This window comes from Mycobacterium sp., assembly GCF_052143115.1.
Lineage (GTDB): Bacteria > Actinomycetota > Actinomycetes > Mycobacteriales > Mycobacteriaceae > Mycobacterium.
The window spans coordinates 1-13,857 of sequence record NZ_JBKQTQ010000331.1 but is presented as its reverse complement, the minus strand read 5'-3'; the positions used below and the strand labels follow the sequence as shown (position 1 = coordinate 13,857).

Here is a 13,857-nt window from a genome sequence, read left to right as displayed (position 1 = left end):
TCGACCAGATCCTCGCCGTGCTGCCCCTTGATCTGGACGTAGGTGTAGGAGTCGGTGACGTGGAAGCCGGTGGCGTACACGATCACATCCACCTGGTGTTCGCGGCCGTCGGCGGTGACGATGCCGTCGCGCGTGATTCGGCTGATGCCGTCGGTGATCAGTTGGGTCTTGGGGTCCGCGACGGCGCCGTAATAGGTTGAGGAGTTCAGGATTCGCTTGCACCCGATGCGATAGTGCGGGGTCAGTTTGCGGCGCAGCTCGCGGTCCTTCACCGACCGGCGGATGTTGTATTTGCAGTAGGCCTCGATGAACTTCAGCGCGTTCGGCCGCTTGGTCATGCCGAAGGCCAGCGCCTCCTGTGCCCAGTAGATCCCCAGACGCGTCAGCGCGCGTAGCCCGGGGACGTTCCCCATGGCCCGCCGCAGCGCCAGCGGGAGGTCCGGGTTGGACCGCGGCACCACCCACGGCGGGGTGCGCTGGTAGAGCTGCAACTCGGCGACCTGCCCGACGATCTCGGGCACGATCTGGATCGCGCTCGCACCCGTTCCGATGATCGCCACCCGCTTTCCGGTCAGATCGACGCCATGGTCCCATTCCGCGGAATGGAAAGCGGGACCGGCGAATTCGTCGCGACCGTCAATGTCGGGGAAAGACGGGACGTGCAGCGCGCCGGCGCCGGAGACCAGGAACTGGGCGACGTATTCGCGCCCGTCGGTGGTGAACACGTGCCAGCGGTACTCGTCGTCGTCCCAATAGCCGCGGTCTACCAGGGAGTTGAACTCGATGTAGCGGCGCAGCCCGTACTTCTCGGTGATTGCCTTGAGGTAATCCCAGATCTCGGGCTGGTAGGAGAACGGGTTCTTCCAATCCGGCTTGGGCTCGAAGGAGTACGAGTACAGGTGCGACGGGATATCGCACGCGCAGCCCGGGTAGGTGTTGTCGCGCCAGGTGCCGCCGACGTCTTCTGCCTTCTCCAGGATGACGAAGTCCACACCCTGCTTCTGCAACGCGATGGCCATACCCAGACCAGAGAATCCGGTCCCGATGATGACGGTGCGGGTGTGCACCGGTGGCTTGTCGGCTTGCGGCCGAGTATCGGCTTCTGTCACGACGTCGGTCATGGTGAATTGATCTTCCTATTGAGGGCCTGCACCTGCTGCGGTGGTATACCCGGAAAATACCCAGTACCCGGGGTATCGGTTACAACGAGTGTCATCGATCGCTGCGGCCGTGTCAACGCCGTCAACGCGCCAAGGCTCAACTCACGCAGAGTTGCGCGGCACAACATGGTGAATCGGCTGGTCAGGGTCCATCGCGATGCCCAGCGCCTCGGCCGTGCCGACGATGACGCCGATCATGATGGTCGTCAAATGGGCCTCGAACCGCTCACGCGGCATGCGGCGGGGACTATCCGAATCGGGACCCAGCCACCACTCGGTGGCTGAGGCGGCCGACCCGAAGGCCGCGTGCGCGGCCAGTTGGACCGCCGCGGGGTCCAGCTCCATCTCCCGCAGCTCGTTGTCGAACATGTCGGCCATGGCCAACGTGATCTCGCGGCCTTCGTTGAGAATCTGCACCGTCGACTGCGGGGTGGCCGCGGACCCGCCTTGAATAAAGACCCGCAGGACGTTGGGGTGCATGTCGACGAGGGTGACGTACTCCTCGACGCTGCGCCGGATCACCTCCCGGGCGGAGTCCGTTTTCAGGTTGAGCGACGGGAAGATCGCCGCCCACAACATGTCACGCAGACGCTCCCCGATCGCCTGGAACAAGTCGGACTTGTCGTGGAAATGCCGGTAGATCTTCGGTTTGGCGGTGCCCGCCTCCTCGGCGATTTCCCGCACACTCAGCTCGGGCCCCAGCCGGTCGATGGCGCGGAACGCCGCATCGACGATTTCGCTGCGCACCTTCTTGCGGTGTTCACGCCAGCGTTCGCTGCGCGCGTCGACCTTCCGTCCGGGCTTCACGCTCGGGTGCGGTGGTCCGGGTATTCTCACCACAACAAGCACCTTACCCCGTTGGCACTGCTGACCTGGTCAGACGGCGCATTTACAGCATGCAGGACACGCAGCCTTCGACCTCGGTGCCTTCGAGCGCCATCTGCCGCAGTCGGATGTAGTACAGCGTCTTGATTCCCTTGCGCCACGCGTAGATCTGCGCTTTGTTCACGTCACGGGTGGTGGCGGTGTCCTTAAAGAACAGCGTCAGCGAAAGCCCTTGATCCACATGCTGAGTGGCCGCCGCGTAGGTGTCGATGATCTTCTCGTAGCCGATCTCGTAGGCGTCCTGGTAGTACTCCAGGTTCTCGTTGGTCATGTAGGGCGCCGGGTAGTAGACCCGGCCGATCTTGCCTTCCTTGCGGATCTCGACCTTCGACACGATCGGGTGGATCGACGACGTCGAATGGTTGATGTAGGAGATCGACCCGGTCGGCGGCACCGCCTGCAGGTTCTGGTTGTAGATGCCGTGCGCCTGCACGGATTCCTTCAGCCGCCGCCAATCGTCCTGGTTCGGGATGCGGATGTCCGCTTTGGAAAACAACTGCCGAACAGCTTCCGTTTTCGGCTCCCAGGCCTGCTCGGTGTACTTGTCGAAGAACTCCCCCGACGCGTACTTGGATCGCTCGAAACCCTTGAAGTGCGAGCCGCGCTCGATCGCGATGCGGTTCGACGCGCGCAGCGCGTGGTAGAGCACCGCATAGAAGTAGATGTTGGTGAAGTCGACGCCCTCTTCGGAACCGTAGAAGATGCCCTCGCGGGCCAGGTAACCGTGCAGGTTCATCTGCCCGAGCCCGATCGCGTGGGAGTCGTTGTTGCCCTGCTCGATTGAGGGCACCGACCAGATGTGGGTCTGGTCGCTGACGGCGGTCAGCGCGCGGATCGACACCTCGATCGTCTGCGCGAAGTCCGGCGAGTCCATCGTCTTGGCGATGTTCAGCGAGCCCAGGTTGCACGAAATGTCTTTGCCCACTTTGGCATACGTCAGATCCTCGTTGAACAACGACGGCGTCGACACCTGCAGGATCTCCGAGCACAGGTTGGAGTGCGTGATCTTGCCTTCGATCGGATTGGCCCGGTTCACGGTGTCCTCGTACATGATGTACGGGTAGCCCGACTCGAACTGCAGCTCGGCCAGCGTCTGGAAGAACTCCCGGGCCTTGATCTTGGTCTTGCGGATGCGCGCGTCGTCGACCATCTCGTAGTACTTCTCGGTCACCGAGATGTCGGCAAAGGCAACGCCATACACCCGCTCCACGTCGTAGGGCGAGAACAGGTACATGTCGTCGTTGCGCTTGGCCAGCTCGAAGGTGATGTCGGGGATCACCACACCCAGGCTCAGCGTCTTGATGCGGATCTTCTCGTCGGCATTCTCACGCTTGGTGTCCAGGAAGCGGTAGATGTCGGGGTGATGCGCGTTGAGGTACACGGCGCCGGCGCCCTGACGCGCACCGAGCTGGTTGGCGTAGGAGAAGGAATCCTCGAGCAGCTTCATGATGGGGATGACCCCCGAAGACTGGTTCTCGATGTTCTTGATCGGCGCGCCGTGCTCGCGAATATTGCTCAGCAGCAACGCGACTCCCCCGCCGCGCTTGGACAACTGTAGTGCGGAGTTGATCGAGCGCCCGATCGATTCCATGTTGTCTTCGATGCGCAGCAAAAAGCAGCTCACCGGTTCGCCGCGCTGCTTCTTGCCCGAGTTGAGGAACGTCGGGGTGGCCGGCTGGAACCGGCCGTCGATGATCTCGTCGACGAGCTTCTCGGCCAATGCCGTGTCACCGGCGGCCAGGGTAAGCGCGACCATGACGACCCGGTCTTCGAAGCGCTCCAGATACCGCTTGCCGTCGAAAGTCTTCAACGTGTAGGAGGTGTAGTACTTGAACGCGCCCAGGAACGTCGGGAACCGGAACTTCTTGGCATACGCGCGATCCAGCAGGGTCTTGACGAAGTTGCGCGAGTACTGGTCGAGAACCTCACGCTCGTAATAGTTTTCGCGGATCAGGTAGTCGAGCTTCTCGTCCTGGTTATGGAAGAAGACGGTGTTCTGGTTGACGTGCTGCAGGAAGTACTGATGTGCGGCTTCCCGGTCCTTGTCGAACTGAATCTTGCCGTCGGCGTCGTACAGATTCAGCATCGCATTCAGGGCGTGGTAATCCGTCTCGCCCGGCAATGCGCCGTGCCCGGCGGGCGTTACACGCTCTGCAGTTGCGGCGGTTGGTGACACGTGTCGTCCTTCCAAAAGTCAGCTAGGCCCGCGCGGACGGCTTCCACGTCGTCCTCGGTTCCCATCAGTTCGAAGCGGTAGAGGTAGGGAACGCCGCACTTGCCGGAGACCACGTTGCCCGCATAGGCGAATTCGGCACCGAAGTTGTTGTTGCCCGCGGCGATGACGCCGCGGATCAGCAACCGGTTGTGCTCGTTGTTCAAAAAGGCGATGACCTGCTTGGGGACATAGCCGCCGTCATTGATGTTCGGAGTCGCGCGGCCGCCCCCGTAGGTCGGCAGCACCAGCACATACGGCCGGTCCACCTCGATGCGGCCGTGCAGCGGTATCCGCGTCGCCGGAATACCCAGCTTCTGCACGAAGCGGTGGGTGTTCTCCGACACGCTGGAGAAATACACCAGGCTGCAGGACGGCACGGCGATCTCCTCCTGTCCTACTGCGGCGCTGCCGGCTACGCGCTCAGCACCGCACCGGCGAGCGCCTTGATCCTGTCGGGCCGGAAGCCCGACCAGTGCTCGTTTCCGGCCACCACGACGGGAGCCTGTAGATATCCCAGCGCCATCACGTAGTCGCGGGCCTCGGAATCCAGGCTGATGTCGACCTTGTCGTAGGCGATGCCTTGCTTGTCCAGTGCCTTGTACGTGGCGTTGCACTGCACACATGCCGGTTTGGTGTAAACGGTGATGCTCATCGGCCGTACGACTCCTCTGTCGAAGGTGGGAACGAGACACGGACTGGCAACTACTCAGGTATTGCATCTGTACTGATGTTCAGCAGACCGCCGCGCCACAGAATTCCCATCTTGCCGATCCGCGTTCAGCCTGCGTGCGATGCCGGTTGAAGCGGCCCGGCCGACCTGACGAACCTGGGTCTGTCGGTGCCCGAAACACTACACCTAGTGGGTGACGATGAGAAGGTATACAAGATGTTCTGAAAGACATTCATGAAATTCCCTGGTCGTAAGCCCTACCGTCGGCGCGGCTTCGGCGTGTCGTAGATCACAAAATGGTCTCGCGGCGGTATACACCTACATTTACCACCCGGCACCGACAAAACACGCCCGGCCGCATCCGTCCAGCAAAGCGCCCGACGGGTGTGCGGCCCCGGGCAAAGCTCGGTGGCCGCACACTGGTCAGCTGACCTCGGCGACCAGCTTGCCCACCGCATCGCGCACATTGGCTACCAGCTCGGCGTGGTCCCGCGGCGCTTGGCCGTTAAGCGATCCGAACGGCACCGACAGCTTGATCGACTCGACGACGCGCGGACCGGCAACTCCAAAGGACTTGCGAGTCTCGTCATGCGCCCAGACGCCGCCGTAGCGGCCGAACGACCCGCCGATGACGGCCAGCGGCTTGTCCTTCAGCGCCCCGTCGCCAAACGGCCGGGACAGCCAGTCGATCGCGTTCTTGATGACCGCCGGGATGCTGCCGTTGTATTCCGGGGTCACCACCAGGGTGGCATCGGCCTCGGCCGCGACGGCCCGTAGCGCGGTGACCGAGGCGGGCACGTCGGCCTCGTTGTCGATGTCCTCGTTGTAGAACGGCAGCTCACCGAGCTGATCGAAGATGGTCACGGCGACGCCGTCCGGAGCGACGTCGGCAGCCAGCTCAGCGATCTGACGGTTGAGCGACGCGGCACGCAAGCTTCCCACCAACGTCAACACCTTGATGTCCGGCATTGTCTGCTTCCCTTCGGTAGTTGATCTACATCCTTGCATGACTTAAGCGGACCGTGGTCCGGATTATTCCATCCGGGTTAAAGTGCAGGTGTGAGCGCTGTCGACTGGCTGGGCGAGCTGCCCCCCTCCCCGCCGCTGGAGCGCGGCGACGCGGCCCGCAACCGTGCGCTGCTGCTGGACGCCGCGCGCCGGCTCATCGCCGAGCGCGGCGCCGATGCGGTCAGCATGGACGACATCGCCGCCGCCGCCGGCGTCGGCAAAGGCACGGTTTTTCGTCGGTTCGGCAGCCGGGCCGGCTTGATGATGGTGTTGCTCGACGAGGACGAGCGGGCCAGCCAGCAGGCGTTCCTCTTCGGTCCGCCGCCGCTGGGTCCGGATGCGCCGCCGATGGAACGCCTGGTGGCGTTTGGGCGCGACCGGTTGCGTTTTACCCATGCCCACCATGGGCTGCTCTCCGCCGCCAACCGCGACCCCCAGACCCGTTACGGTTCGCCGGTCAACGCCCCCTACATGGTGCTACGCATGCATGTTCGGATGCTGCTGGCCTCGGCCGGGACGACCGGCAACCTCGACGCCCAAACCGATGCCCTGCTGGCGCTGCTCGACGCCGACTACGTCGAGCATCAGCTGAACTATGCCGGCCAGACCCTGCAGACGTTAAGCGACGCGTGGGAAAGCCTGGCGCGCAAGCTGTGTGGACGGTGAGCGACCCGAGTCCGGTGCCGAAAAGGTGGATCCTGCACGTCGACCTCGACCAATTCCTGGCCTCGGTCGAACTACGTCGCCACCCCGAGTTGGCCGGCCTGCCGGTCATCGTCGGGGGCAACGGCGATCCGACTGAAGCGCGCAAGGTGGTCACATGTGCGTCATACGAAGCCCGCGAATTCGGCGTGCACGCGGGTATGCCGCTGCGCACCGCGGCCCGGCGCTGTCCCGACGCCACCTTCTTGCCGTCGGATCCCGCGGCCTATGACGCGGCCTCTGACCAGGTGATGGGATTGCTGCGCGACTTAGGGCACCCGGTCGAGGTGTGGGGCTGGGACGAGGCGTACTTGGCGGCCGACGCCGGGGACGTCAGCGAACTCGCCGAGCAGATCCGCAGCGTCATCTCTTCGGCCACCGGGCTGTCCTGCTCGGTGGGCATCAGCGACAACAAACAGCGCGCCAAGGTCGCCACCGGATTTGCGAAACCGGCCGGCGTGTCCACCCTCAGCGACGCGAACTGGATGACGGTGATGGGCGACCGGCCAGTCGACGCGCTCTGGGGCGTCGGCCCGAAGACCGCGAAAAAACTTGTCGGCCTTGGCATCACAACAGTCTGGCAATTGGCCCACACCGATGCCGAGCTGCTGACGTCGACGTTCGGCCCGCGGACCGGGCTGTGGCTGTTGCTGCTGGCCAATGGCGGCGGCGACGACACGGTCAGCGCCGAGCCATGGGTGCCCCGCTCCCGCAGTCACGTCGTGACCTTCCCGCAAGACCTCACCGATCGAGGCGAAATGAATTCAGCGATAACCGAATTGGCGCAACAGGCGCTGAGTGAGGTGGTAGCTGCGTCGCGGATCGTCACCCGTGTCGCGGTGACCGTCCGCACCGCCACGTTCTACACCCGCACCAAGATCCGCAAGCTCGACAAGCCCACGACCGATGCTGACGTGATCGTCGCGGCCGCGCTGCGGGTGCTGGACCTGTTCGAGTTGGACCGTCCGGTCCGGCTGCTCGGGGTGCGGCTGGAACTGCAGATGCCGCAGTAAATCAGCGCGGTAGGGGTGCCGGCCGGAGCGCCCGGGAGAACACCACGTTGACGTGGCGCATCGCCACGCTGTAGGGCCACCACGCGACTCGTTTGAACGCATACAGCGCGCGGATGTCCACCGAGGTGTAGATCAGGAACCGATTTTTGGCGACCCCGGTCAGGATCTTCTCCGCGGCTTTTTCCGGCGACACCGCGTGGCCGGCGAAGCGATCCACCCAGCGAATTACTGCAGGATCGTCGCGGTCCACGCCGGCGATCTCGACAGTGTTCACCAGCGGGGTCTTGACGGCGCCCGGTACGACCACCGACACCCCGATGCGGTTTCGGGCCAGGTCGAAGCGCAGCACTTCGGAGAGGCCGCACAACCCGAACTTGCTGGCGCTGTATGCGGCATGCCAGGGCAACCCGATCAGCCCGGCCGCCGAGGACACGTTGACCAGATGACCGCCCCGGCGCGCCGCCACCATCGGTGGTACGAAGTTCTCGATGACGTGGATCGGGCCCATCAGGTTAACCGCGACCACCTTGTCCCACTGCTCGTGGGTCAACCGGTCGACCGTCCCCCACGCCGATATCCCGGCGATGTTCATCACGATGTCCATGCTCGGGTGCTTGGCATGAATCTCGTCGGCGAACGCGGCGACGTCGTCGTAGTTGGCGACATCCAACGCCCGATGCTCGGGGACGTGTGCACCTAGCGCGCGAGCATCGGCCACTGTCTGCGCCAGACCGTCGGCATTGCGGTCCGTCAAGTACAGCTCGGCACCTTGGTTAGCGAGCCGCAAAGCGGTCGCCCGGCCGATGCCGCTGGCCGCACCGGTGATGAAACACCGCTTACCCGCGAACGTCGTCTTGGCCATGGGCAATGACGATACCGACGGTAACGGACTAGGTCGTGAGCGAGCCGCCCCACAGCGCGTTGAGCCACAACGCCTCCAGCACCCGCACACCACGCTGCACGTCGCCGTCGGGGCCCAGGAAAGCGGTGTCGCCGGAGAGTGTCTGCGCGGTGGTGACGGCCAGCGTCCGCACCAACGCCGGGATGTCGTCGCTGATGGGGTGGGCGGTGCCGGCCCGCAACTCGTCTTTCACGATGCCGATGATCTGCTGGATCACGCCTTCGACCTGTTGGTCGAGAAGGTCGCGGATCTCTGCGTCGGTGTTGCGGGCGGCGTTGCATGCCGACATCACCGGATCGTTGTGCGCATAGACCGCGGCGGCACTTCCGACCATCCGCTTGGCGAACGCCGCCGGTGATTCGTCTGGGCCGCGGGGCGCAAAGTACTCCGTCATTTCTTCGAGTTCGTGTGTCGCGTCCGCAAGGATCTGGGCCAGCACCGCGTATTTCGAGTCGAAGTAGAAGTAGAAGCCAGAACGGGCCACGCCCGCGCGATCGCTGATAGTGCTCACCGAGAGCTGCGCGAACGGCCTTTCCTCGAGCAGTTCACGCACCGCCTGCACAATGGCCTGCCGCTGCCGATCACCCCGTCGTCGCGGAACCGGCACCACCGCGCCATGATCAGCCGCCCTGCCGGCCTCCTGCTCGATGCGCACCCTTTGACCTTGCACCACACCACGTACAAAAGGAAACTTGACAGCCGTCAAGTTTCATCGAAGGATAGCGGTTGGTGATGCCTGCCACAACGCCGGTCAACCTTCACCGCAGGCGTCGAGGAGGAGTGTCAATGCCGACCATCAGCACCCCGAATTACCTGCTCGATCAGGCGAAGCGCCGGCTGACGCCGTCATTCAACAACTTTCCCGGCATGGCTGCCGTCGAACAGAGGCTGCTGAACGCCGACTGGTCGCCGAGGAAGCTTGCGGATCCGCCGCCGGGCAGCGGGCTCAAGCCGGTCATGGGCGATCGTGGCCTGCCGATCCTCGGCCACCTCATCGAGATGCTGCGGGGCGGACCGGACTACCTGCTATTCCTGTACCAAACCAAAGGTCCGGTCATATTCGGTGACTCACCGGTCGTGCCGGGCGTCGCGGCGCTGGGTCCCGACGCAGCCCAGATCATCTACTCCAACCGCAACAAGGACTACTCCCAGCAGGGCTGGGTGCCGGTGATCGGGCCGTTCTTCCACCGCGGCCTGATGTTGCTCGATTTCGAGGAGCACATGTTCCATCGGCGGATCATGCAGGAAGCGTTCATCCGCTCCCGACTGGTCGGCTATGTCGAGCAGATGGACAAGGTCGTCTCGCAGGTAGTGGCTAACGACTGGGTGGTCAACGACTCACGTTTTCTGCTCTACCCGGCAATGAAGGAGCTCACCCTCGACATCGCGTCGATGGTGTTCATGGGTCACGAACCCGGCACCGACCATGAGCTGGTGACCAAGGTGAACAAGGCCTTCACAATCACCACCCGCGCCGGAAACGCGATCATCCGCACCAGCGTGCCGCCCTTTACCTGGTGGCGCGGTCTCCAGGCGCGTGAGCTACTCGAGAACTACTTCCGTGAGCGCGTCAAGGAGCGCCGCGGCAAGGAAGGCAGCGACCTACTAACTGTCCTGTGCCACACCGAGGACGAGGACGGCAACAGTTTCTCCGACGAGGACATCGTCAGCCACATGATCTTCCTCATGATGGCCGCGCATGACACCTCGACATCGACCACGACGACGATGGCCTACAACCTGGCCGCCAACCCCGAGTGGCAGGAACGCTGCCGCGACGAATCGGATCGGCTCGGCGACGGTCCGCTGGACATCGAGTCACTGGAGAAGCTGGAGTCGCTTGATTTGGTGATGAACGAGTCGATCCGGCTGGTGACACCGGTGCAGTGGGCGATGCGCCGGACTGTGCGCGACACCGAGTTGCTGGGCTACTACCTGCCTGCGGGCACGAACGTCATCGCGTATCCAGGGATGAACCATCGCCTGCCGGAGATCTGGACGGATCCGCTGAAATTCGACCCCGACCGGTTCACCGAGCCGCGCAGCGAGCACAAACGGCACCGTTACGCGTTCACGCCGTTCGGCGGCGGCCCGCACAAGTGCATCGGGATGACGTTCGGCCAGCTGGAGATCAAGACGATCCTGCACCGGCTGCTGCGCCGCTACCGGCTTGAGTTGCCCCGCGCCGGGTACCAGGCGAAATGGGACTACGGTGGCATGCCCATCCCGATGGACGGCATGCCGATCGTGTTGCGCCCGCTGTAACAGGCTCCGCTAGGCGCTGTCCCCGTACAGCCGGTTCGCGCAGGCAATGACCGCATACAGCGCCGACTGCGTCGGGTCCTCCGACCAGCCCATCGCCCACTCGGCCCGGCAGCCGTCGCTGCCCTGGATGAAGGTCGCGGTCGTGTCCTCTGACCGCAGCTGATGAAAGCGCAGCATCTCCACGGCGATGCCATGGTCGTAGAGCATCGCAGTCAGCGCGGCAACCGGGCCTGTCGCGGTCGCGGTCGCAGTCTCGATGCAATCGCCGAACCCCAACGTGGCCCGGAATGTTCGGGCCTGCGGACCCAACCGGGTGGCGGGACGCTCGGTGTCAGTGCATTCCCAGTGACCCAGGCGCAGTGGCCCGGCGCTGGGAGCGTAAGTCTCGGTGAATGTGCTCCACGACATGGTGCGGGCGTCCTCCCGAAGTCCGCGCGGTAGCGGGATGCCGTCGAAACGGAAGGTGGGCGATTCGAATGCAGCGAACGCGATGTCCGCGTCGGGCAAGTCGGTGATTGTCATGTGCCGGTCTTCTCTGGTCTGCAGTGGCGACCGACGAGTAGTAGCTTCCGACCCACAGCGGGGGGTCGGTCTGGATCAGAACCCGCTGCGGGTGCTGGCTACTACGAGAAGATGTTGCACGATCGCCGAGGTTAGACGCTCATCGGCACCCGATGCAACTTCATTATTTTCTGCGTCGAGATTGCCGCCAGGGTCGTCGTCGGCGCCGAATCGCAGCCCTCAGTGCAATCTGGCGAAGGAACGCCGCGTCGTAGGTGTAGAACGGTGCTCATGGGCCTGCCCTGCCCTCGATGCGCCGCGTTGGTGAGCCGCCATGCATGAGCTGTCGCTGTGCCAAGCGATCGCCGGGGTGGTCAAACCGTACGCCGACGGTCGCCACGTCGATATCGTCCGCGTCAAGATCGGTGCGCTGCGCCAGGTGGTGCCCGACTCGCTGACGTTCTGCTGGACGCTGGTCCGCGACTATGAGGACATGCCCGACGCCGAGCTGGAGCTCGAGCTCGTCACCGCCGAGGTGCAGTGCCGGTCGTGTGGGCAACGTTCGACGATCACCTCGCAGTGGTCGCTGCTGTGCCCGGGGTGCGAGAGCGCCGATGTCGAGGTGCTGCGCGGTAACGAGTTCTTGGTGACTTCGCTGGACGTTTCGTGAAGAGCCGGTGAAAGGTAGAGCACATGGGCAGGTTTCATCGACACGACGACGGCACGGTGCACACCCACGACCACGCCGAACACCCGCACGAGCATCACGACCAGGGAGACCACAGCGGCTACGAGACCGGCTCGCAGCGCATCGACGTGCTGGAGTCGATCTTCGCGGAAAATGACGTCCGCGCCGACTACAACCGAAAAGCGTTTGAAAGCAACGGCGTTCGCGCGCTGAACCTGATGAGCTCACCCGGCTCGGGCAAGACGACGGTGCTGGGGGCGACGTTGGACGAACTCGCCGGCGAGTTCGCCGTCGGGGTGATCGAAGGCGATATCGCCACCGACCTCGACGCGGCCAAGCTCGGTGGCCGGGGCGCTCAGATATCCCTGCTCAACACCGGCAACGGGTTCGGCGGCGAATGTCATCTCGACGCGCCGATGGTCAACCGCGCGCTGCAGGGACTGGACCTCCCCGACCTAGACCTGGTGATCATCGAAAACGTCGGAAATCTGGTGTGCCCGGCCGAGTTCGACGTCGGCGAGCACGCCAAGGCGATGGTCTATTCGGTTACCGAGGGCGATGACAAACCACTGAAGTACCCGGTCATGTTTCGCGCTGTGGACGTGGTGCTGCTCAACAAGATCGATCTGGTTCCGTATTTGGACGTCGACGTCGACTGCTACACGGCCCGCGTCCGCGAGGTCAATCCAACCGCGACGATTTTGCCGATCAGCGCCCGCACCGGCGCCGGAATGTCCGCCTGGTTCGGTTGGCTGCGACGGTTCATGGCAGCCGCAGCGACCTGAGTGCACGGTGGCGCCCCCGGCGGCGGGTGGCGAAACGGGCGAATGGAAATCGCTTGACTGGCAACACATGCGACTAATTCGCAAGAAGGCAAATGTGTTGCTGATCGGCACGCATCACTGATGGCCCAAGACGGCGAACGAGAGCTCACAATACGCCGCGGCAGGCGAGATCAAGGCGAAAATCCGGAAACCCGTACGAGGCCTCCGAATTTGCCAGGACATCGTTGACAAGGCAGTTCGGCGAGAGTAGACCCAGGAAATAGCGCCGCGTAAGCGGGCCGACCGTCGACTCCCGCGGTGCGAGGGGCCTTAGCCCGGGCCCCGGAAAGCTGCCGTATGCCAACAGAAGCAGCAGTCAAAGCGGAAGAAACATTGATCCACGTTCTATGGATCAACGCGGGTCTCAGTTGTGATGGCGATTCGGTGGCGCTGACTGCCGCCACCCAACCGAGCATCGAGGAGATTGCGCTGGGCGCACTCCCCGGACTGCCTAAGATCGCCGTGCACTGGCCTCTGATCGACTTCGAATGCGGCCCCACCGGCGGGGCCGACGATTTCCTCGAGTGGTTCTTCAAGGCCGATCGCGGTGAGCTCGAACCGTTCGTACTCGTCGTGGAAGGTTCGATTCCCAACGAGGCGCTCAAGAGCGAGGGCTATTGGTGCGGGTTCGGCAACAACCCGGCCACCGGGCAGCCGATGACCACCAGTGAGTGGCTCGATCGGCTCACCCCCAAGGCGACCGCGGTGGTCGCGGTGGGCACCTGCGCCACCTACGGCGGCATCCACGCGATGGCCGGCAATCCGACCGGCGCAATGGGCGTGCCCGACTACCTGGGCTGGGAATGGAAGAGCAAGGCCGGAATCCCGATCGTCTGCGTCCCGGGCTGCCCGATCCATCCGGACAACCTGTCGGAGACACTGACCTACCTGCTCTACATGGCCACCGGGCAGGCACCGATGATCCCGCTCGACGACGCGCTGCGGCCACAGTGGTTGTTCGGCAATACCGTGCACGAGGGCTGTGACCGGGCCGGCTACTACGAGCAGGGCGACTTCGCCACCGA

15 protein-coding genes are annotated in these 13,857 nt (G+C 63.9%); 6 read left to right on the top strand and 9 right to left on the bottom strand.

The annotated features are described in order from the left end of the window. The 6 genes from ACLQI9_RS32215 to ACLQI9_RS32190 form a co-directional block, all read right to left on the bottom strand. On the bottom strand, positions 1 to 1,121 hold a 1,121-nt coding region (locus tag ACLQI9_RS32215; protein WP_442392828.1), incomplete at its 3' end, for a flavin-containing monooxygenase. A gap of 141 nt (positions 1,122 to 1,262) precedes the next feature. Beyond that, positions 1,263 to 2,000: a TetR/AcrR family transcriptional regulator gene (locus tag ACLQI9_RS32210; RefSeq protein WP_442392826.1), complete on the bottom strand. Its 738-nt coding sequence runs from the start codon at positions 1,998 to 2,000 to the stop codon at positions 1,263 to 1,265. A gap of 49 nt (positions 2,001 to 2,049) precedes the next feature. Continuing rightward, entirely contained in the window at positions 2,050 to 4,131 is a 2,082-nt protein-coding gene (nrdE, locus tag ACLQI9_RS32205; RefSeq protein WP_442392832.1) for a class 1b ribonucleoside-diphosphate reductase subunit alpha, read from the bottom strand. A gap of 56 nt (positions 4,132 to 4,187) precedes the next feature. Further along, positions 4,188 to 4,637, bottom strand: coding sequence for a class Ib ribonucleoside-diphosphate reductase assembly flavoprotein NrdI (gene nrdI / locus ACLQI9_RS32200; protein WP_442379008.1), 450 nt, complete (start codon positions 4,635 to 4,637; stop codon positions 4,188 to 4,190). 35 nt (positions 4,638 to 4,672) lie between these two features. Further along, positions 4,673 to 4,912 carry a redoxin NrdH gene (locus tag ACLQI9_RS32195; protein ID WP_442379006.1) on the bottom strand — a complete coding sequence of 80 codons (240 nt, stop codon included), beginning with the start codon at positions 4,910 to 4,912 and terminating at the stop codon, positions 4,673 to 4,675. A 441-nt stretch (positions 4,913 to 5,353) separates the two neighbouring features. Beyond that, positions 5,354 to 5,938 carry an NAD(P)H-dependent oxidoreductase gene (locus ACLQI9_RS32190; protein ID WP_442379005.1) on the bottom strand — a complete coding sequence of 195 codons (585 nt, stop codon included), beginning with the start codon at positions 5,936 to 5,938 and terminating at the stop codon, positions 5,354 to 5,356. Positions 5,939 to 5,989: 51 nt separating this feature from the next. Here ACLQI9_RS32190 and ACLQI9_RS32185 point away from each other — a divergent pair, with 51 nt between their 5' ends. Next, on the top strand, positions 5,990 to 6,604 hold the full coding sequence (locus tag ACLQI9_RS32185) for a TetR/AcrR family transcriptional regulator (protein WP_442379003.1): 615 nt from the start codon (positions 5,990 to 5,992) through the stop codon (positions 6,602 to 6,604). Between the two features lie 14 nt (positions 6,605 to 6,618). Beyond that, positions 6,619 to 7,653, top strand: coding sequence for a DNA polymerase IV (locus ACLQI9_RS32180; protein WP_442392830.1), 1,035 nt, complete (start codon positions 6,619 to 6,621; stop codon positions 7,651 to 7,653). A 1-nt stretch (position 7,654) separates the two neighbouring features. Here the strand turns inward: ACLQI9_RS32180 and ACLQI9_RS32175 are convergent, their stop codons facing one another. Together ACLQI9_RS32175 and ACLQI9_RS32170 are read right to left on the bottom strand one after the other, a co-directional pair. Beyond that, positions 7,655 to 8,515, bottom strand: a complete 861-nt coding sequence (locus tag ACLQI9_RS32175) for an SDR family oxidoreductase (RefSeq protein ID WP_442392824.1) — start codon at positions 8,513 to 8,515, stop codon at positions 7,655 to 7,657. Positions 8,516 to 8,543: 28 nt separating this feature from the next. Next, a complete protein-coding gene (locus tag ACLQI9_RS32170) occupies positions 8,544 to 9,203 on the bottom strand; it encodes a TetR/AcrR family transcriptional regulator (protein WP_442379014.1) in 660 nt (219 codons plus the stop codon). A gap of 137 nt (positions 9,204 to 9,340) precedes the next feature. On the opposite strand from ACLQI9_RS32170, the gene ACLQI9_RS32165 reads away from it, so the two are divergent. Continuing rightward, on the top strand, positions 9,341 to 10,819 hold the full coding sequence (locus tag ACLQI9_RS32165; RefSeq protein WP_442392822.1) for a cytochrome P450: 1,479 nt from the start codon (positions 9,341 to 9,343) through the stop codon (positions 10,817 to 10,819). Between the two features lie 9 nt (positions 10,820 to 10,828). Here ACLQI9_RS32165 and ACLQI9_RS32160 read toward each other — a convergent pair whose 3' ends face one another. Then, positions 10,829 to 11,341: a homocitrate synthase gene (locus tag ACLQI9_RS32160; RefSeq protein WP_442382274.1), complete on the bottom strand. Its 513-nt coding sequence runs from the start codon at positions 11,339 to 11,341 to the stop codon at positions 10,829 to 10,831. Positions 11,342 to 11,654: 313 nt separating this feature from the next. Between ACLQI9_RS32160 and ACLQI9_RS32155 the strand changes: the two genes are divergently transcribed. From ACLQI9_RS32155 to ACLQI9_RS32145, 3 genes are all read left to right on the top strand, one after another. Then, complete coding sequence (locus tag ACLQI9_RS32155) at positions 11,655 to 11,990, top strand: hydrogenase maturation nickel metallochaperone HypA (RefSeq protein WP_442382273.1); 336 nt, start codon at positions 11,655 to 11,657, stop codon at positions 11,988 to 11,990. A gap of 23 nt (positions 11,991 to 12,013) precedes the next feature. Further along, positions 12,014 to 12,793, top strand: a complete 780-nt coding sequence (gene hypB / locus ACLQI9_RS32150) for a hydrogenase nickel incorporation protein HypB (protein ID WP_442382272.1) — start codon at positions 12,014 to 12,016, stop codon at positions 12,791 to 12,793. 336 nt (positions 12,794 to 13,129) lie between these two features. Beyond that, the coding region (locus ACLQI9_RS32145; RefSeq protein WP_442392820.1) for a hydrogenase expression protein HypE at positions 13,130 to 13,857 on the top strand (728 nt) is incomplete at its 3' end.